The 20,168-nt window shown below is 48.2% G+C and carries 19 protein-coding genes; 16 read left to right on the top strand and 3 right to left on the bottom strand.

Annotated features, from left to right (window positions below):
- Positions 1-5 precede the first annotated feature (5 nt).
- The 4 genes from glpG to glpD all read left to right on the top strand — a co-directional run bounded on the left by glpG (position 6) and on the right by glpD (position 5,143).
- Positions 6-845, top strand: coding sequence for a rhomboid family intramembrane serine protease GlpG (gene glpG / locus L4C35_RS10715; RefSeq protein ID WP_428462851.1), 840 nt, complete (start codon positions 6-8; stop codon positions 843-845).
- Between the two features lie 347 nt (positions 846-1,192).
- A complete protein-coding gene (gene glpT / locus L4C35_RS10710; protein ID WP_428462850.1) occupies positions 1,193-2,557 on the top strand; it encodes a glycerol-3-phosphate transporter in 1,365 nt (454 codons plus the stop codon).
- 97 nt (positions 2,558-2,654) lie between these two features.
- Entirely contained in the window at positions 2,655-3,416 is a 762-nt protein-coding gene (locus L4C35_RS10705; protein WP_428462849.1) for a DeoR/GlpR family transcriptional regulator, read from the top strand.
- A gap of 209 nt (positions 3,417-3,625) precedes the next feature.
- The gene (gene glpD, locus L4C35_RS10700) at positions 3,626-5,143 is read left to right on the top strand and encodes a glycerol-3-phosphate dehydrogenase (RefSeq protein WP_428462848.1); all 1,518 of its coding nucleotides are present in this window, start codon (positions 3,626-3,628) and stop codon (positions 5,141-5,143) included.
- Positions 5,144-5,240: 97 nt separating this feature from the next.
- Here glpD and L4C35_RS10695 read toward each other — a convergent pair whose 3' ends face one another.
- Positions 5,241-5,660: a flagellar basal body-associated protein FliL gene (locus tag L4C35_RS10695; protein WP_428462847.1), complete on the bottom strand. Its 420-nt coding sequence runs from the start codon at positions 5,658-5,660 to the stop codon at positions 5,241-5,243.
- 167 nt (positions 5,661-5,827) lie between these two features.
- On the opposite strand from L4C35_RS10695, the gene L4C35_RS10690 reads away from it, so the two are divergent.
- On the top strand, positions 5,828-6,370 hold the full coding sequence (locus tag L4C35_RS10690) for a chorismate lyase (RefSeq protein WP_428462846.1): 543 nt from the start codon (positions 5,828-5,830) through the stop codon (positions 6,368-6,370).
- Positions 6,364-7,224: a 4-hydroxybenzoate octaprenyltransferase gene (gene ubiA, locus L4C35_RS10685; protein ID WP_428462845.1), complete on the top strand. Its 861-nt coding sequence runs from the start codon at positions 6,364-6,366 to the stop codon at positions 7,222-7,224. Before L4C35_RS10690 ends, ubiA begins: the two co-directional genes overlap by 7 nt.
- Before the next feature lie 301 nt (positions 7,225-7,525).
- Here the strand turns inward: ubiA and plsB are convergent, their stop codons facing one another.
- Positions 7,526-9,967 (bottom strand): glycerol-3-phosphate 1-O-acyltransferase PlsB, encoded by a 2,442-nt coding sequence (gene plsB, locus L4C35_RS10680; RefSeq protein ID WP_428462844.1) that lies wholly within the window; start codon positions 9,965-9,967, stop codon positions 7,526-7,528.
- A 298-nt stretch (positions 9,968-10,265) separates the two neighbouring features.
- Between plsB and lexA the strand changes: the two genes are divergently transcribed.
- The 6 genes from lexA to L4C35_RS10650 all read left to right on the top strand — a co-directional run bounded on the left by lexA (position 10,266) and on the right by L4C35_RS10650 (position 16,444).
- Positions 10,266-10,886, top strand: coding sequence for a transcriptional repressor LexA (gene lexA / locus L4C35_RS10675; protein ID WP_428462843.1), 621 nt, complete (start codon positions 10,266-10,268; stop codon positions 10,884-10,886).
- Between the two features lie 220 nt (positions 10,887-11,106).
- Entirely contained in the window at positions 11,107-11,904 is a 798-nt protein-coding gene (locus L4C35_RS10670) for a class I SAM-dependent methyltransferase (RefSeq protein ID WP_428462842.1), read from the top strand.
- A 221-nt stretch (positions 11,905-12,125) separates the two neighbouring features.
- Positions 12,126-13,277: a cytochrome c oxidase subunit II gene (gene coxB / locus L4C35_RS10665; protein WP_428462841.1), complete on the top strand. Its 1,152-nt coding sequence runs from the start codon at positions 12,126-12,128 to the stop codon at positions 13,275-13,277.
- Positions 13,278-13,291: 14 nt separating this feature from the next.
- Entirely contained in the window at positions 13,292-14,938 is a 1,647-nt protein-coding gene (ctaD, locus tag L4C35_RS10660) for a cytochrome c oxidase subunit I (RefSeq protein ID WP_428462840.1), read from the top strand.
- A gap of 8 nt (positions 14,939-14,946) precedes the next feature.
- Complete coding sequence (locus tag L4C35_RS10655) at positions 14,947-15,510, top strand: cytochrome c oxidase assembly protein (RefSeq protein WP_428462839.1); 564 nt, start codon at positions 14,947-14,949, stop codon at positions 15,508-15,510.
- Positions 15,511-15,520: 10 nt separating this feature from the next.
- Positions 15,521-16,444, top strand: a complete 924-nt coding sequence (locus L4C35_RS10650; protein WP_428462838.1) for a cytochrome c oxidase subunit 3 — start codon at positions 15,521-15,523, stop codon at positions 16,442-16,444.
- A gap of 19 nt (positions 16,445-16,463) precedes the next feature.
- On the opposite strand, the gene L4C35_RS10645 is transcribed toward L4C35_RS10650, so the two are convergent.
- Complete coding sequence (locus L4C35_RS10645) at positions 16,464-16,670, bottom strand: DUF2909 family protein (protein WP_428462837.1); 207 nt, start codon at positions 16,668-16,670, stop codon at positions 16,464-16,466.
- Between the two features lie 42 nt (positions 16,671-16,712).
- On the opposite strand from L4C35_RS10645, the gene L4C35_RS10640 reads away from it, so the two are divergent.
- The 4 genes from L4C35_RS10640 to cyoE are packed head-to-tail and all read left to right on the top strand — an operon-like array spanning position 16,713 to position 20,153.
- Positions 16,713-17,390 carry an SURF1 family protein gene (locus L4C35_RS10640; RefSeq protein ID WP_428462836.1) on the top strand — a complete coding sequence of 226 codons (678 nt, stop codon included), beginning with the start codon at positions 16,713-16,715 and terminating at the stop codon, positions 17,388-17,390.
- On the top strand, positions 17,387-17,962 hold the full coding sequence (locus L4C35_RS10635; RefSeq protein ID WP_428462835.1) for a cytochrome oxidase: 576 nt from the start codon (positions 17,387-17,389) through the stop codon (positions 17,960-17,962). The genes L4C35_RS10640 and L4C35_RS10635 overlap by 4 nt, the downstream gene beginning before the upstream one ends.
- Before the next feature lie 9 nt (positions 17,963-17,971).
- Positions 17,972-19,234 carry a COX15/CtaA family protein gene (locus tag L4C35_RS10630; RefSeq protein WP_428462834.1) on the top strand — a complete coding sequence of 421 codons (1,263 nt, stop codon included), beginning with the start codon at positions 17,972-17,974 and terminating at the stop codon, positions 19,232-19,234.
- The gene (cyoE, locus tag L4C35_RS10625; RefSeq protein WP_428462833.1) at positions 19,227-20,153 is read left to right on the top strand and encodes a heme o synthase; all 927 of its coding nucleotides are present in this window, start codon (positions 19,227-19,229) and stop codon (positions 20,151-20,153) included. Before L4C35_RS10630 ends, cyoE begins: the two co-directional genes overlap by 8 nt.
- The last annotated feature ends 15 nt before the right edge of the window (positions 20,154-20,168 follow it).

Genomic DNA, 20,168 nt, shown 5'->3' with positions numbered 1-20,168 from the left:
GAGCAATGCATCGGTTAGTTGGACTTCCTAATCCTCGTCAAGGGCAAGCCTTTATTGATTATATGGCTTCCCGTGGGATCACCATACAGATGGCATCAGAGCCTGAAGGGGTATTTGCCTTGTGGCTTGCTGATAGCCAGCATTTGGTTGAAGTGGAAGCTGAACTGGCTGCGTTTATTGCGGATCCTTATGCCAAGCGCTATGCCGCGGCATCATGGGATGTGGCGGAAAGCCGTACTGCTAAGTTCTATTATCAGAACCCCAGTTTACTCAAGATGGTCACAACCCAAGCAGGTCCGTTTAGCTTATCGGTGATGGTGGTCGTGATCACCATTTATGTCTTGTGGTTCTTAGGCTTCCGCCAGCCTATTTTTGCCCTGACGCATTTTCCGACCATGCAAGGTGACGAATGGCAGCTATGGCGCTATTTCTCCCATGCGCTGATCCATTTCTCTACGCTGCATATTGTTTTTAACTGTTTGTGGTGGTGGATTTTAGGGGGGCAGCTAGAGCAACATAGCGGCAGTGGTAAATTACTCCAAGTCTTCTTATTTTCTGCTCTCATTTCAGGTTTTGCTCAGTTTTGGCTACATGGCCCTAATTTTGGTGGCTTATCGGGCGTGGTGTATGCCTTGATGGGCTACATCTGGTGGCTAGGTTGGCTCGCGCCGGAACGTGGTTTAGTGTTACCCAAACCTTATGTGGTCTTTATGTTGGCATGGCTAGTCATAGGGTTTGCCGAACCTTTTGGTATGTCTATTGCAAATATGGCCCATTTATTCGGTTTACTGAGTGGGTGCGTATTGGGCTTTATTGATGCCAAACGAGCACCAAGCCATGCTTAGTAGCGATTAGCCTACAAAGAGGTGTTAAAATTTCGCATAAAACGCAGTCAGTGATGACTGCGTTTTTCTTTTTTATTCAAATAGATAAAAAAATAATCGAACTGTGTGTTTCTACATCGTTACCAAACGTGTTGAATAATGAAGCGTGATCAACTTATGAGTAAAAAAGAGCCGTAATTTGCTGTTAAGTGCAAACTTAATCTTCGTTTATGATTGTTTTCACGGTTTTTGTTGTTTGTTCGCGCAATAATTTGCGCGATTTGAGCATTTTTACTTTTTAAACGCTCACTCTATCCCTATGCGTCACCTACACCATCGCCATAAGAATATTAAATAAGGAACATCTTATGTTTGGCTTGTTTCGTCCTGCTGCTCACATAGAGCGGTTAGGCGGCGATCAAATTGATCCCGTCTATAAGCGCCTTCGTTGGCAATTGTTTGCTGGTATTTTCTTCGGTTATGCCGGTTACTACCTAGTACGTAAAAACTTCAGTTTGGCAATGCCATTCCTAATTGAAGAATATGGTTATAGTCGCGGTGAGCTAGGTGTTGCCTTAGCTGCTGTATCGATTGCTTACGGTTTATCCAAATTTTTGATGGGGAATGTGTCTGACCGTTCAAACCCTCGCTACTTTTTAGCCGCAGGTTTGACGATGTCCGCACTGGTGATGCTGTGCTTTGGCTTTATGCCATGGGCGACAGGTAGTATCGCTGCGATGTTTATCCTCTTGTTCCTTAACGGTTGGTTCCAAGGTATGGGCTGGCCTGCTTGTGGACGAACCATGGTGCACTGGTGGTCGCGCAAAGAGCGTGGTGAGGTAGTGTCAGTTTGGAACGTTGCCCATAACGTGGGTGGCGGCTTGATTGGTCCTATGTTCCTACTGGGTCTGTGGGCGTTTAACGATGACTGGCGTTCAGCTTTCTATGTGCCTGCTTTCTTTGCGCTATTGGTTGCTGCATTCAGTTTATTGGTGATGCGTGATACCCCGCAATCGTGTGGTTTGCCTTCTATCGAAGAGCACAAAGACGATTACCCTGATAGCTATGATGAATCACATGAAAAAGAGATGACGGCGAAGGAAATTTTCTTCAAGTACGTCTTCAATAACAAACTGCTTTGGTTCATTGCTATCGCGAATGCCTTCGTATACTTGATCCGCTACGGTGTTTTGGACTGGGCGCCTGTTTACCTAAGTGAAGTGAAACACTTTACGGTAGATAAATCGTCTTGGGCATACTTCCTTTATGAGTGGGCGGGTATTCCTGGTACGCTACTGTGTGGCTGGATGTCAGATAAATTCTTCAAAGGCCGTCGTGCCCCAGCTGGTATCTTGTTCATGGCGCTTGTGACCGTGGCGGTATTGGTTTACTGGTTTAACCCTCCGGGCAACCCAACGGTTGATATGATGGCACTGGTTGCAATCGGCTTCTTGATTTATGGTCCAGTTATGCTGATTGGTCTGTACGCGCTAGAGCTAGCACCGAAGAAAGCAGCAGGTACAGCAGCAGGTCTGACGGGCCTCTTTGGTTACCTTGGCGGTGCTGTAGCGGCAAATGCTATCTTAGGTTACACCGTTGACCACTTTGGTTGGGACGGTGGCTTCCTTGTACTGACAGCATCGTGTGGTTTCTCTATTTTCTTCCTAACACTGGCATTGGTGGGTGAGAAAAAAATTGAGCATGACCACCATGTAGCAGAACAAAATGCATGATTGAGATCGCCATCATTGGCATCTTTAGAGTGCTGTAGGTAATATGATAAGGCTCCGTATTCGCGGAGCCTTGTTGTAACCAGGAGCCGCGTGAGCAGTGAAGCAGAGCAAACGTCATCAAGAAATTATCGATCTTGTGAAAACACAAGGTTATGTTAGTACCGACGATTTAGTCGAACGCTTTAACGTCAGCCCACAAACGATCCGTCGCGATTTAAATGAGATGGCGGCTGACAACAAAATTCGCCGTCATCATGGTGGCGCGACTGTCCCTTCGAGTTCCGTTAATACCTCGTACAGCACCCGTAAAGTGATGCAATTGGCTGAAAAAGACCGCATTGCCCAAGCAATGGCATCCCACATTCCCGATGGTGCGACCTTATTCATTGATATTGGCACCACACCTGAAGCCGTTGCCCGTGCCTTGCTGGATCACAATGACCTGCGCGTGGTGACAAACAACCTGAATGTGGCGAGTATTCTGACGGGGAAAGATGATTTCCGCGTGATTCTGGCAGGCGGTGAAGTACGTAACCGAGATGGTGGTATCGTAGGTGAAGCCACACTCGATTTTATTTCTCAATTCCGATTAGATTTCGGGATTATGGGTATCAGTGGTATCGACTTGGATGGGTCATTACTGGACTTTGATTACCATGAAGTCCGTGTCAAACAGGCGATCATTGAAAATAGTCGCTGCGTGATGCTGGGGGTCGACCACACTAAATTCGGTCGTAATGCGATGGTGAATTTAGGCGATATTAGCCAAATAGATATGCTGTTTACCGATCAGCAACCACCCCAAGAGTTGAATAAACGACTTGTTGAGCATGAAATTCACTTAGAAATTATTGCTTAACTTTTCTGTTTTCGAAAACGAACGGGCTACCTTTATTGGGTAGCCCGTTTTTTTTGTGCTAATGATCATGGTGTACGAATAAACAGCAAAATTTGTGATGATCTTGATCAATATGTTCGCTACTATGTTCGTAATCGAGCATTTTAATGTTCGTTTTGTTTCGATTGTGAGATTAACGAAGAATCTTGGTCAGAGGTGAGGTAGGTCGCATGGTAGTAGAACGCAATGAAGTGCTCGACGTAATTGTTGTCGGTGGTGGTATCAATGGGGCGGGAATTGCCGCCGATGCGGCGGGTCGCGGCCTAAAAGTCGGTTTATATGAAGCCAGCGATTTTGCATCCGCTACATCATCAGCGAGTTCGAAGTTAATTCATGGCGGGTTACGTTACTTAGAGCATTATGAGTTTCGTTTAGTGGGCGAAGCCTTGGCTGAACGTGAAGTGCTATTGCGTAAAGCACCGCATATTGCTCGCCCGATGCGTTTTCGTTTACCTCATCGTCCTCACCTTCGCCCTGCATGGATGATCCGTGCGGGCTTATTTCTTTATGACCACCTTGGTAAGCGTACCACGCTGCCAGCGAGTGAAGGCCTTAAGTTTGGTACTGACTCGGTACTGGCACCTGAAATCACCCGTGGTTTTGAATATTCCGACTGCTGGGTCGATGATGCCCGATTGGTTATTTTGAATGCGATGGAAACCGCAGAAAAGGGTGGCGAAGTCCGTAACCGTTGCCGCGTTGAAAAAGCTGTGCGCGAAGGCGATATTTGGCGGGTGACAATTCTTGATACGCAAACGAATCAAACGTTTGAGCGCCGTTCACATGCATTAGTGAATGCTGCAGGCCCTTGGGTAAAAGCCTTCTTTGACCACAGCCTAGCGCAAGCCTCACCGCGTAATATTCGCTTAATCAAAGGCTCACATATCGTGGTGCCACGGGTGCACGATCAGCCGCAGGCTTATATTCTGCAAAATGAAGATAACCGTATTGTGTTTGTGATCCCGTACTTAGATCGTTTCTCGATTATTGGCACCACGGATGTTGAATACCAAGGCGATCCGCGTGAAGTGGCAATCGATGAAAACGAAATTAACTATTTGCTGGACGTTTACAACAACAATTTTAAAAAATCACTGCAGCGTGCCGATGTGGTGTGGACCTACAGTGGCGTGCGACCATTGTGTGATGATGAATCTGATTCGCCGCAAGCCATCACCCGTGATTACACTTTAGAACTGGATCAAGACGGGCAGAATGCACCGCTGCTGTCTATTTTTGGTGGCAAGCTTACGACATACCGTAAATTGGCAGAGGCGGCCATGAACCACCTCTCGCCGTTCTTCTCTCAGATGACACCATCATGGACGGCCGATTCCTACTTGCCGGGGGCGAGCGACCAATTTAACCGCGACCATACTCAGCAACAACTTATGCTGCAATGTCCTTGGTTGGATAACTTCACGATAGATCGCTGGTTGACCAACTATGGTGAACGCGCGTTACAGTTGGTTGCAGGCAGGACGAATAAAGATCAAATGGGAGCGGAATTTGGTCAGGGTCTAACCGAGTGTGAGTTGGATTACTTGGTTGCACATGAATTTGTCCAAACTGCGGAAGATGCGTTATGGCGTCGGAGCAAACTGGGCCTATACCTATCGCAAGAGCAACAGCAAGCGGTAGCTGAATACCTGAAAGCCCATGTGGCACAAGCTGAAGTTGCTGCGTAGATGGCGCCGTTAAACTAAACCGTTTAGGCTGATAAAAACAAAAAAGGCACTCTTTGGAGTGCCTTTGGCGTTTCTTACTAACCACAAGGAGATGGGGTTACTGGTACAAATACTTGGTAAATAGTAGTTCTGTCAGCAGTTTTTGATTGGTTTCGGCAATTAATAGCTCATTCACCGTGTCGAGACATGCTTGGCGAATTTCTTCGCGGCCTGCCAATGATTTCACTTTCGCCTCTGGTTGTCGGCCGATAATGGTGATAATCGCATCACGGATCAGTGGTGAGTGTTCTTCTACGATTTTGACCAAGCTTGGGTCGATCACCATCAGATCAATTTGAAGGCGCAGGTAGCCTAAGCGGTTACCCTGGGTGACATAGTTGGTCGTAATATCGGGCGCTAACGTGTAATACGAATACTGCGGCTTCGCTTGTGCACTTTCCGCTTCAGCAAGAGAAAGTGGGGAAAACAGCATACAAGTTAGAAGTAGTGCAAGGTTAACGAGTTTTGATTTCATCATAATATTCATCAGTTTGTGGGGATTTACTGCTAGGAATCGTTTTCTTTCGATCGTAACGATATTCGTACCCGTTACAGCTTGCTACAATAGTGACTCTTTATGGTAATAAATTAACCACATTCTACCAAGCTATTTTATGGATGCTTGGCAGAATTTGATTTGGAAAAATGTCGAAATTCAAGCAGTTGTACAAACCCCTATTAGATGGTGCGAAGTGGCAATTACCAGATCACTTAGGCATTGAGGGCACCGAAATCGGGCATTGGTTGCTTGAACAGGAGTCATTGTCACGTCGCTTTCAGCGCCATTGTGACGCTTTTACCGTGTCTTTGATCGAGCAGGTTAAGATTCCTCGTTCTGCATTGAAAGATGACGAGCGCGCATTGATTGGAGATGCTGACTGCCTGATGCGGAAAGTGATATTACAAGGTGATGGTCAACCTTGGGTTTTCGCACGGACCTTGATCCCGATTTCCACGCTAACAGGGCAGGAAAGTGACCTCGAACAATTAGGCGAGATGCCGCTGGGCTTTCGTGTGTTTACTGATCGTAGCGCTCGTCGTGATGCGCTAGAGGTTGCTAATGTCGGTACGACAGAAAAGCCCTTGTGGGCGCGTCGTTCTCGCTTATGGATAAACGAAAAACCTTTGCTGGTGGCTGAATTGTTTCTGGCTCAGGCCCCGATCTACACCAAGGAGAGTCAATGTTAGCAATGACTAAGGCGAAAGCGTATTGTCAACTTGCCCGCTTTGATCGGCCTATTGGTAGTTTGTTGCTACTGTGGCCAACATTATGGGCGCTGTTTCTTGCCGCAGACGGCTTTCCTAACTGGGAAGTGCTGATTGTTTTTGTGCTCGGTGTGATTTTTATGCGGGCCGCAGGCTGTGTGATTAATGATTTCGCCGATCGTAATTTTGATGGCCATGTAAAGCGTACGGCTCATCGTCCGATGCCTTCGGGGAAAGTCTCAGAGCGCGAAGCCTTAGGCTTGTTTGGCTTACTGGTGCTGGTGTCGTTTTTATTGGTACTGACCATGAATACGCTCACCATCATGTTGTCGGTGGTTGGGCTGTTATTGGCGGCAGCTTACCCGTTTATGAAACGTTATACTCACTTACCGCAACTGGTGCTAGGAATGGCGTTTGGTTGGTCTATCCCGATGGCATACGCAGCCCAGTCGGGGGTGTTACCGCCAGCGGCGTGGTTGTTGTTTTTAGCTAATATTACTTGGACGATTGCCTACGATACGCAATATGCCATGGTTGACCGTGATGATGATTTAAAAGTCGGTATTAAGTCGACCGCGATTTTATTTGGTCGTTTTGACAAGATGATCGTCGGCGGTTTGCAGTTTGCAACCTTGGTCTTACTGATAGCCGTCGGGGTGGTGTTGTCGCTGAGCCAAGTGTATTACTGGTTCTTATTGTTGGCTTCTGGCTTGTTTGTCTATCAACAATTATTACTGCGTGATCGCGAGCGTGAATCGTGTTTTCAGGCATTTTTGAATAATAACTACGTGGGTATGCTGGTGTGTATTGGCATTGGCTGGAGCGTTTGTTTTTAGCCGTATTTAGCACGGGTTAGTCAGTAAATTAAAAAGCACCTCAGGGTGCTTTTTTTGTCTTTGTTGATCTGTGGGCGAAAGAAAAGAGCTTTAGGGTTAGCGTGAACTAAAAGCGCCAACGCTGTACATCTGAAAATAAGTGACTACTTTTCTTTATATAAATCTGTTGGTTATAAGCTTTTTAGCTATGGTGTGCCTATTGCTCAAAAGCGTGTTCACAGTCTGAAAATGCGCTGTAATCGAATATCAAACACAAAAAAAGCCGCTCGAGAGCGGCTTTAGATGATCGTGATTAGCAGGGCTAATCGGTAGTGACTTCACGCTCTTCACGGCTAATAACCGCGTGAATGGTGAGCTTCACTTCAGGTGAAACCATGCTAGCCAATTGATCCGCCAACTCTTCTACGGGACGAGACACTGCATGGCACTCTTCGTTGAGGTAGCCCTCTTCACGCAGCGTTTTCACCAGTGTCGCGAATACACCTTTATCGAAGAACTCTGGTGCATTGATACCGTGTAGGCGGCTTAGACGCTGTGCCATCATCTGGCTTTGCTGTTCTAAATCGCTCTTCATCATTTGCGGTTCAGCACGCAGTAGCGTTAGTGCAATCGCATAGCGTTGCAGCGTTTCAGAAATGGTGCGCGCCAGCAGTTGCAGTGGACCAATGCGGGCATTGTTCATCGAGATGTGCACGCCGTCATTGAGTAGTAGACGTTGACGAACCAGCTCTGCAATCAGCTCATCAATCACTGCCCCTAATTCTTCTTTTTCATAGCGTAGGAATAGCTCTGCTTTTAAGAATGGGTACAGTTTTTCAACTTGCTCGTGAATTTCATCAACTGTCAGCGTTTGGTATTGCACCACGATGTGAGCAATTAACGATGGCAGCGCAAACAAGTGAATGATGTTGTTGCGGTAATAGGTCATCAAAATTGATTGTTGACGATCCAGTGAGATGATCTCACCCAATGCATCGCGTTCAACCAAGAATTTATCCATCTCGATCGCGTGAGCAACCAGTTCGGCAGCATCTTCCGAAGGCACTGTGCTTTGCTCTGAGTATGGCGTATTGCGCATTAACTCCAAGTAACAAGTAACTTGTTGCTCGAGCTCTTCACGGCTTAACGCACGTTGTCGCGATGACAATAGTGCAAGACCACATAAGGTCAGGGCATTGGTGGCTGCCGCATCATTAATGTGGGTCATCATTTTCACTGCAAGGCTGTTCACGACAGGGTTTAACCAGTGTGGACGCTGCGGTTCAATGGGATCGATATCTTTGTGCCAATCAGGTGCATGATCGTTCAGGTACTGATTGATCGGGATCGGTTCGCCGAAATTCACGTAACCTTGGCCGAAGTTACGCAGTTTGCGTAAGGTTCGTAGCACTTGGCCGACGTTCTCTTTCTCTTTACGCTTACCTTGCAACTCTTTGGCGTAAGTGCTGACTTCCATCACGTGTTCGTAACCTATGTACACAGGTACTAAGGTAACAGGGCGGTTTAGGCCACGTAGCATGGCTTGAATGGTCATCGACAGCATGCCCGTTTTAGCCGGGAGCAAACGACCCGTACGTGAACGGCCACCTTCACTGAAGTATTCAACCGAGTAGCCTTTGGCAAACAGCTCGGCCAAGTATTCACGGAAAACCGTGGAGTACAGGCGGTTACCCTTAAAGCTACGACGAATGAAGAAACCACCGCCACGACGGAAAATCGGGCCAGCTGGGAAGAAGTTCAGGTTAATACCCGCCGCAATGTGTGGCGGCACTAAGCCTTCTTTATACAAGACATACGACAGCAACAAGTAGTCCATGTGACTACGGTGACAAGGGACGTACACAATTTCGTGGCCGTCTTGTGCTAACTGACGCACACGCTGAGCATTGTGAATGTTCAAGCCTTGGTACAAGCGGTTCCAGAACCAACCCAGAATACGCTCGCCGTGTCGGATCAGCGAGTAAGAGAAATTCGCCGCAATTTCTTCCATCATATCGACGGCTTCTTTGCGTACTTTCTCGATCGGCACGTCACGGCTTAGCGCTTCTTCTTCGACCACTTTTTCAATCGCTTTCGACGCTAATAGGCGCTTAAAGAGCAGCTGGCGGTCGGGCAATTTCGGACCAGAAGCGGCCAATTGTTGGCGTGAGAAGTGGATTTTAGCTACTCGCGCTAGCTTGTGCGCAATCGCGTTATCAATGCCGTGGTGATCAGCCATGTAGCGCAGTGATACTGGTGAGCTTAAGCGCACCATGCAGTCTCGGCCATGGGCCAATACCGTAAACATTTTTTCTGGGCCGTTTAGGGCGCGCAGAACAGGTTTATGGTTGGTTTCTTTCCCCGGTTTACGACCCCATAAAATAGATGCAGGGATCAGCTGAATATCGAGTTCAGCATCTTGTTTATGCAGTTCCAGCAGTTCTGTGAACTGGGTAAGCGACGACGGCGGTAATTCACCATCGCTGCCAAAAATACTTGGAGCATCTGCGACAAAGACAAAGCGATTGAATGTGCGATCACCTATTTCGAGCGGCGCGAGAGGGTCTGGAAGGCCAAGCTCTTTTGTACTGCGACGTAGTGTTACCAAATCTGTTGTTGAACGGAAAGGTAAGATATAGATGATAGGACGCGCTAAGTCTAACGCCAAATCTTCTACTGGGTTAGACGGAATTGAATGCGTTTTAACCAGCAGAGAAAGCGGCAAATTGAGTGTTTTTTGATAAAATTTCTGCCAACTTGACATGTCTTTAACTAGCCTCGGTTTTTTAACGAGGCAAGGATATCATTAAACAGGCGTAATCTTGCAGCTAAAATCACTCAGAAGATGGCAAAGGTGACATTTTTGCTTTTCAGATTCACTAACTAATTGTTTAGTGAAGGCGCTCACTAAATTATAGCGGTTAATAATGTATTCCAGCCGCTGATTCCGTGGGGATATACGGTTGGTTAAAGTTAATTGCTGTTTTAACCAACAAGTATCTTTTCAAGTAGGCTAACACTGGATATACTCACAGTGACTGTATAAAAAGACAGGGTCTGCTATGAAGCCGTTAACGCCGCGCCAACAAGAAGTCTTTGAGCTAATCAAAGCAAAAATCGAAGATTCTGGAATGCCGCCTACACGTGCTGAAATAGCCCGTGAACTCGGATTTCGCTCTGCAAATGCTGCAGAAGAACATTTAAAAGCACTTGCGCGAAAGCAAGTGATCGAAATTATTCCGGGTGCTTCACGAGGCATTCGCCTGATTGCCAGCAATGATGAGCCAGAAGAGAAAGGGTTACCACTTATCGGTCAAGTTGCCGCGGGTGAGCCTATTTTGGCGCAAGAACACGTTGAAACACACTATGAAGTGGATGCTTCACTCTTTAAACCTCGTGCTGATTTCTTATTACGAGTCAATGGCATGAGTATGAAAGACATTGGCATCATGGATGGTGATTTACTGGCTGTACACAAAACCCAAGATGTACACAATGGCCAAGTTGTGGTGGCACGTGTTGACGATGATGTCACCGTGAAACGCTTAGAGAAAAAAGGCTCGCAGGTATTACTGCATGCTGAAAATGAAGATTTCTCCCCGATTGTGGTCGATCTTAGCCAGCAACACCTATCGATTGAAGGTATTGCGGTTGGGGTTATTCGCAATAGCGACTGGATGTAATTTTCAGCCTCACATCTTCACCGCTTCACTTTCATCAAGCGCTCGTCATACCGACGGGCGTTTTTTATTGCCGCGCCCTAAGAACTTAGCTCGGCCTATCTGCTTCATTAATGGCTCGCGAAGAATAACTTTGCAAAAGCTAATGAGAGTTATTATCATCAGCTGTATTCACTATTGAGTGCGTTCGCCAATCAGAGTGATCATAGGGAGATGAGAAGCCATGGCCAGTCCTGTTCGCTACAAGATACCACCAAAATTACTGCAGCCGCTGTGGCTGCGCAGCCGTGAAAGTCTGGATGATAATGGGTTGATCTACGATCCTGTTGCGGCAGCAGCCTGTAGCCAATGTCATCTTGTGCCAGATTGTCTATCGGGCAATATCACCGAGCGCCAATTGTTGCACGCCACCTTAACCTTGCAATGCGATAAAGTGGTTTTGCAGTTTTTACGTCGAAATCCTAATGGCTACGTCATCAATGTTGGCGCTGGGCTAGATACCCGATTTTACCGCCTAGATAACGGAAGATGTCGTTGGTTCGAGTTAGATACCGACGAAAACTTACTATGGCGTGAGCGCCTTTTCCATAAAAGTGAGCGCTATACCATGCGTAATGGCTCGGTGACAGATCTGAGCAGGCTCAAAGCTTTGCCTGCCATGAATAACGTTCCTGTTTTGCTGCTGTGTGATCAAGCGTTACTCCACTGTACCGAGGGCCAACTCGCCCAGTTTGTACAACGCATAGGTTGTCATTTTAGTAAGCTGGAAGCGTGTGTGGTGCTGGCGGGTGATGCCTGTGATTCGGTGTTGGCGCAAAAAATGGGCACAGAAAAGTACCAACATGGTTTTGCCGATCCAGCTCAACAAATTATTAACTGGCTACCTTGGGCGGAGTTGGTGAGCTGTCAGAGCCCATTTGACCACCATTGTGGGCGTTGGCGATCATGGCAGCGCTGGGTGGCAAAGATGACCAGCTTAAAATATCGCCTGACTCCTATCGTGGTTCACTTCCGTCTGTAAAGCTTTCTCCTGCTAGTGTCTTCACCTGAAATTATTCTATTTTGGGTGGCGCTTCGTTCGTTGATCTCGCTATTTTTTAACTGGTAATTTATTGCCCTATCTCCCGATTATGTCCTAAGTTAAATGTAAATAAAGTGTTAATTGTGTGGCGCGAAAGGTGTTTTTTCTGTCTACACACTTAGGGATATCGTCTTGTTGGTGTTACCAGGGGAGGGATCGGGGTGACAATTCGCCAATTGTTCTATGGGCTGTTTGCTGCCTTTTGGGCGCTACCAGTTGCAGCCGAAACGAAAACCATGCCACTTAATATGACCCAAGGGGTCACCGACGTTAGCCAGCAGGTTTTTGATCTGCACATGACCATTTTTTACATTTGTGTCGTGATTGGTGTCATCGTGTTTGGGGTGATGTTTTGGGCCATTATTCATCATCGTAAATCGCGTGGCGCAGTGGCGGCTTCTTTCCATGAAAGTACCAAAGTAGAAATTTTGTGGACACTGATCCCGTTTGTGATTTTGATTGCCATGGCGATCCCTGCCACCAAAACCTTGCTGGCGATGGAAGATACCACCAAACCCGATCTGACCGTGCTGATCACAGGCTCGCAGTGGAAGTGGCATTACCGCTATTTTGACCAAGAAGTTGAGTATTTTTCGCTGTTAGCGACATCTCCCGCCCAGATCGCCAACGAACGTGAAAAGCGCGATAACTACCTGCTTGAAGTTGACCGCCCCTTAATTCTGCCCATTGGGCAAAAAGTCCGTTTTCTGATTACTTCACAAGACGTTATTCATTCTTGGTGGGTGCCTGCTTTTGCGGTGAAAAAAGATGCTAACCCCGGTTTTATTAATGAAGCGTGGACTCGCATTGAAGAGCCGGGTATTTACCGCGGCCAATGTGCAGAGCTGTGTGGTAAAGACCATGGTTTCATGCCGATAGTGGTGATTGCCAAAACCCAAGTGGAATACGAAGAATGGCTGCAAACCACCAAGGTGGCCCAGCAGCTAGCGCGTGAAGAAGAGCAGCGTTTGTTGGATATGCAAATGCCAATGGATGAGCTGATGGCATTGGGTGAGAAAACCTATCAAGCTCGCTGTGCGGTGTGTCACCAAGCGGCTGGTCAAGGGATCCCTGGTGCATTCCCTGCGTTAGCGGGCCAAGGGTTATCGGTCGATAAAAGTAAAAAACTTGAGCATATTTCGATTGTTGTCCACGGCAAGACGGGAACGGCAATGCAGGCCTTTGGTCCTCAGCTGAGTCTTAAGGAGCTCGCCGCCGTGATCACTTACGAGCGGAATGCGTGGGGCAATGATACAGGCGATACGGTGCAAGCCGCCGAAGTACAAGCCGTGTTGAATGGCGAGAATCTTTAAAGGGAGCAAGACCAATGACGGATATGTTACGAGAGCAAACCGACGTTGAGCAGCCAGATTCGACGCCATCAAATAATGGGCATTCACCGCATGACGAGACGGGACATCATGATCACCACCACCAGCCGAAAGGGCTGATGCGCTGGGTGCTGACCACCAATCATAAAGACATCGGCTCGCTGTATTTAATGTTTAGCTTTGCGATGTTCTTAACGGGCGGTGCAATGGCGATGGTGATCCGTGCAGAGCTTTTCCAGCCCGGGTTGCAGTTGGTTGAGCCCAATTTCTTTAATCAGATGACCACGGTTCATGGGCTTATCATGGTGTTTGGCGCCGTGATGCCTGCTTTCACTGGCCTAGCAAACTGGATGGTACCGCTGATGATCGGGGCGCCTGATATGGCGCTACCACGGATGAATAATTGGAGTTTTTGGATTCTGCCATTTGCGTTTGCCATGTTATTGGCGTCTTTGTTCATGGAAGGTGGAGGTCCAAATTTTGGCTGGACGTTTTACGCGCCACTTTCAACGACGTACAGTCCTGCCAGTACGGGCTTGTTTGTATTCTCGGTGCATATCATGGGGATCAGCTCCATCATGGGGGCGATCAATGTGATAGTGACCATTATGAATTTGCGTGCGCCTGGCATGACGTATATGAAAATGCCGCTATTTGTGTGGACTTGGCTGATCACGGCGTTTTTGTTGATAGCTGTGATGCCCGTACTCGCAGGGGCGGTCACCATGGTACTGACGGATAAATATTTTGGCACCAGCTTCTTTGATGCGGCGGGTGGGGGCGATCCTGTGATGTTCCAGCATATTTTCTGGTTCTTTGGTCACCCTGAAGTTTATATTATGATTTTGCCGAGTTTCGGTATCATTTCTGCCATTATCCCCGCATTTTCTCGCAAGAAGCTCTTTGGCTACAGTTCGATGGTGTACGCGACAGCCTCGATTGCAGGTTTGAGCTTTTTGGTCTGGGCCCACCATATGTTTACCACTGGGATGCCCGTGGCGGCAGAGCTCTTCTTTATGTACTGCACCATGCTTATCTCTGTGCCAACGGGGGTGAAGGTCTTTAACTGGGTGGCCACTATGTGGCGAGGCTCGTTGACGTTTGAAGTGCCGATGCTCTTTGCGATCGCTTTTATTATCTTGTTCACCATTGGCGGTTTTTCTGGCTTGATGCTGGCGATAACCCCAGCTGACTTCCAGTATCACGATACCTATTTTGTGGTGGCGCATTTTCATTATGTGCTGGTGTCGGGGGCGATATTTTCGATCATGGCGGCAGCGTATTACTGGTTGCCGAAATGGACCGGGTACATGTTTGATGAACGGCTCGCCAAGTGGCATTTCTGGTGCTCTGTGGTGTCGGTCAATATTCTGTTTTTCCCGATGCATTTCCTTGGGCTGGCGGGCATGCCGCGTCGAATTCCTGACTATGCGCTGCAGTTTGCTGATGTGAACATGGTGGTCAGTATCGGTGGCTTCTTGTTTGGCTTATCACAGTTTATTTTCTTAGCCGTCATCATTAAGTGTGCCCGTGGTGGTGAGCCTGCCGCCGCCAAACCATGGGATGGGGCGGAAGGCCTTGAGTGGACGGTACCGTCACCCGCGCCTCACCACACATTCTCGACGCCACCGAAAGTGGATTAGGGGCGGGTATGGCAGATCAAGAACCGCTAGCGGCAACGAAGAAAAAGCAGCGCTCCCTGTGGTCTTTAGTGGCGATGGCTATCGCAATGTTTGGGTTTGCGTTTGCACTTGTGCCTTTGTACGACGTGTTTTGCGATATCACGGGGATCAATGGCAAAACCTCATCGACTCCGACCAGGGCTGCTGCCAATCGTATTGATACCAGTCGCACGGTCACGGTCGAGTTTGTCGCCTACATCAATCCAGGCATGAAGTGGACGTTTACGCCGCAAGTGACTCGAATGGAAGTCCACCCAGGTGAGACCCATAAAATTGCTTATGCCGCGCAAAACCTGACAGCAGCAGCCAGTGTGGGACAAGCCGTGCCGTCGGTATCCCCAGGGTTAGCAGCGCAGTATTTTAATAAGATTCAGTGCTTTTGCTTTAATCATCAACCATTAGAGGCTGGGGGATCGGCAGAGTTACCTTTGGTGTTTTATATCGATCCGAACCTGCCTGATGACATTAATACCCTGACTTTGGCTTACACCTTGTATGACGCGCAGCCGACAAACACTGCGCAAACCCAATGAGGTCATAACAATGGCAAACCCGTACAGCGAACACGATCAAACAATTACGCCCCCCGACGCATCTTCAGGCCAGCAGCACGAAGCCTATTATGTGCCTGCGACCAGTGCATGGCCCATTGTCGGGGCAATTGCACTGTTCTTGATTGCACTCGGGGCTGGCTCAACCGTGGGGGGGCTCATGGCGGGGCAAGGGCCTTGGGTACTACTGGCTGGTGTCGGCTTGTTACTTATTATGCTGACAGGTTGGTTTCGCGATGTGATTCGAGAATCGATGGGGGGGTTATACAGCGCACAATTGGATCGCTCATTTCGCCAAGGTATGAGCTGGTTTATTTTTTCTGAAGTTATGTTCTTTGCTGCGTTTTTTGGGGCGCTGTTTTATGCCCGTATGATTGCGGTGCCATGGCTAGGCGGGGCGGGCAATAACGCCATGACCAATGCTGTGTTGTGGCCTGATTTCATTGCCCAGTGGCCGCTGATCTTAACCCCGAGTGGGGGCGAAACCCAAGCGATGGGGCCTTTAGGTCTCCCTTTATATAATACGCTGATCTTGTTGTTATCGTCGGTCACTGTCCATATCGCGCACACTGCGTTAGAAAAAGATAATCGTCCTCGCTTGACCCTCTTTCTGTTGTTAACCGTGTTGTTGGGAGGACTGTTTGTTTACCTGCAAGGGGTGGAATATATTCACGCTTATCAGGATATGGGTCTAACGTTAGATTCAGGCATATACGGTAATACCTTCTTTATGCTGACGGGATTTCATGGCCTGCATGTCACCTTGGGTACCATCATTTTATTTATTGTGTGGTGTCGGGTACTCAAAGGGCATTTTAGTGCCGAGAAGCACTTTGCCTTTCAAGCGGGGGCTTGGTATTGGCACTTTGTCGATGTGGTGTGGTTAGGGTTATTTACCTTTGTTTATATTCTTTGAGTTTACGTTTTGTGCATGGTTAAAAAGGGCGAGGGTTAGGTTCAACTAAACCTGTGGCGATGCCGATCAGCAATAAGACGAACACCAACACCGATAGCCATAGTCGACGGCCTAAATAGCGAGAAAACCGCACACCTTCTCGCTTACCGAGCATCACTGGCAGTGCACGAAACAAATTGAAAATAATGAAAACCAATAAGCAAACAACAAGGGCTTTGATCAGCATGTAAATACTCCTGCTAGCAGTAACCGATTGATAAGAGGTGGTATGCGACGGATCGGATTCATACTTTTTACTGTGGCGGTAATGCTGACATTGGTCAAGTTGGGCTTATGGCAATTAACACGAGCGCAAGAAAAAGAGGCGTTAAGCCATGCCTTAAAGCACCGAAGCGAACAAATGTATTACAGTTTGGCAAGCTTACCGAGCGATCCCCGCTGGTATGGGTTAACCCTGCATGGGACGTTTGAACATCGCTACGCGGTGTTATTGGATAATCAGATTTACCGTGGTCAAGTTGGCTATCACCTGCTTTATCCCCTGAAAGTGAACAGAGATTGGGTGTTGGTGAATTTAGGCTGGATTGCTGCACCGACATACCGTGAACAACTGCCTGTATTGCCAGAGCACCACGGTGAATTACGGGTAGAAGGGATTATTGCCCCACCGTCTCAGATGCCGACGTTGGCCGCGCCAAGCGAGACCTTAGTATGGCCGCAGCGAGTGCAGGTGATTGATTTACAATTGCTGTCGCAACAAATGGATTTACCACTCAAGCCGTGGGTTTTACAAATCGATCCCGATAATGCGTTGGCCCTGCAACAAACTTGGACACCGGTTGTGATGGGGCCGCATAAACATTACGCCTACGCTGTACAGTGGTTTTTGATGGCGGTTGCCATTTCAGGGTTAGCCTTCTGGTGGTTAAAAAGGACAAGAGCATGAGCAAACAAGGAAGCAAACGGAGTGCGTTGTTACTGCTGTTAGGTGTATTTGTGTTGCCGCTGTTGTTGGCTAAATTGGTACTGGATTTGAATTGGTACCAAGGTGGGATCACTAACCGCGGTAAGTTATTGGATTCACCGTTAACGCCCCAGTGGTTGAGTGAACTCGGGGGCGGAGAACAAGGGCAATGGCGGTTAATTTATTTATTGCCTGAACATTGTGACGGTGCTTGCCAAGGCGCGTTATTCAACCTTCGTCAAGTGCCTGTTGCCGTGGGGGCGGGGCAAACGCGGGTCGATAGCACAGTACTCATTGCTGAATCGGCACAAGCCAGCTTGTCGACGGAAATACAATCTCACCTTGCTGGTATCCATTTACTGTCTATTCCTCCCCATGTGGTTGCGCAAATGCAGACGTTTGAATTTGGCACCAAAGCCATTTATATCGCAGATCCGTTAGGAAACGTGATGATGGCGTACCCCTTGGTGAGCGATAAAAACGCGATCTTGGCACAGGGAAAAGACGTGCTACGTGATTTAAAACGGTTATTGAAGGTGTCTAAAATCGGCTAAGGAGAGCCTATGGCGAATACGACGTACCGATATTTGGTTTACGCCACCTTGGGATTGTCACTGGTTGTGATTGTCTTGGGGGCATATACCCGCCTGACGGAAGCGGGGTTAGGCTGTCCTGATTGGCCGGGGTGTTATGGCACCTTGAGCGTTCCCCAAACCCCCGAGCAGTTGGCCCAAGCACAATTGGCGTATCCCGATGCGCCTGTGGAAGTTGAAAAAGCGTGGAATGAAATGATCCATCGTTATGTGGCAGGCACCTTGGGATTGTTGATTTTGGCGTTAAATATTGCCTCGTGGCAACAAGTCTCTCGCCCTAAAAAGCTGCCGTTTTGTCTATTGGTGGTGGTGTGCTTCCAAGCGGCACTTGGAATGTGGACGGTGACCTTGAACTTGATGCCTGTTGTGGTGATGGGGCATTTATTAGGGGGCGTTACAATTGTATCCCTCTTGCTGTTGCTGACATTACGGGTACGACAGCAAGCGCGCCAGTTACAAGCATTATTGGCACTGCCTTCTGACTTGCTCGATACGCCCGCACCAGCGTTAGCCCCAAGTGATGCACAGAAATTGCAACACGCTTTTGATGAGCTGGATTTTGAAATGAGTCCTCAACAGGTTATTGCTGTTGATGCGATGGAACGTTTCAACGAGAAAATTAGCCATGAACAGCAGCTTAAAGACAGTGATCCTGCAGATGGACAAAATTGCGTTATGCCTACCAAATGGCTGATCACACTGGCAGCTTTTGCTTTGATAACCGTAGTGGGACAGATCATGTTAGGGGGATGGACGGCGGCCAATTATGCCGCCGTGGTTTGTACTCAGTTACCTCTGTGTGAGGTGGATTGGCTAGCTCAATACGATGCCAGTGCCTTTGCGCCTATTCAGCCAGAACACGCCAGCTATCAATTTGGTGTGCTTGATTATGCTCAGCGAGTGACGATTCATGTTACTCATCGAATCGGTGCTGTGGCGGTGTGTGGCGTGGTGGGATTACTCGTTTGGCAGCTATCCCGTTATTCGCAATACCGCCGCTTAGCTGTCGTAATAACCACGGTGTTAGCGGTGCAAATATTGCTGGGGATCACCAATGTACTTGCTCATTTACCGTTGGCGGTGGCGGTTAGTCATAACTTAGTCGGCGTGATCTTGTTATTGGCCTTAGTGGCCGCTAACTATCGACTGGTGCTGGATTATCGTCAGGCTAGCTCAGCCTCTTGTCCGTTGAGCGAAAAAGCATGGATAGCAAAGGAGCGTCATCATGGCTAAGTCACAAGCGTTTACCTCTCATCGAACGTCCGCATCATCGTCGGTTAAACCTGCGTTGTGGCAAGATTACCTCACCATGACCAAGCCTAAAGTGGTGGCGATGCTGCTGTTAACCGCCTTAGTCGGGATGTGCTTAGCCGTCCCTGGTATTCCGCCAATAAAAGCCGTTGTGCTTGGGTTGTTGGGGATAGGCTTGCAATCGGCAGCCGCGGCAGCATTTAACCATGTGTTGGATCGACGCTTTGATGCCAAAATGGCACGGACTTATCACCGTCCGTTAGCGAAAGGGCGAGTGGAAACGCACAAAGCGATCGCCTTTGCGGTGATCTTGATGGTCGTGGGTTTTGCGCTGTTATGGCAACTCAACGCACTGACTGCGTGGTTGACCATGGCCAGCTTGGTGGGCTATGCCTTGGTCTATACCGTGTGGTTGAAACATGCGACCCCACAAAATATTGTGATTGGTGGGTTGGCAGGCGCAGCCCCTCCTTTACTTGGCTGGACGGCAGTCACAGGTCAGCTTGATCCGTACGCTCTCTTGCTGGTGATGTTGGTGTTTACTTGGACGCCGCCTCATTTTTGGGCCTTAGCTATCCACCGCCGTGATGATTACGCCAAGGCGGGGATCCCCATGCTGCCGGTGACTCACGGGATTGCTTTCACCAAAACCATGGTATTGCTCTATACCTTGATGTTGTTTGCCGTGGGTGTGCTGCCTTGGCTAACGGGCATGAGTGGCTTGTTATATCTAGTGGGCAGCGGCCTGCTCAATTTAGGCTTTATTGGTTATGCGTGGAAACTGAAGTTTGCCGATAGTGAAGGCCATGCGTGGGCGACCTTTAAATACTCGATTTGGCATTTGCTTGGGTTGTTTGTGGTGCTACTTGGCGACCATTGGTTAATGGCTTGGTTGGGCTAATACGTCGGTTTATGG

The organism is Photobacterium kagoshimensis, assembly GCF_050337045.1.
Classification (GTDB): domain Bacteria; phylum Pseudomonadota; class Gammaproteobacteria; order Enterobacterales; family Vibrionaceae; genus Photobacterium; species Photobacterium kagoshimensis.
This window is presented reverse-complemented; position numbering and strand designations above follow the sequence as displayed.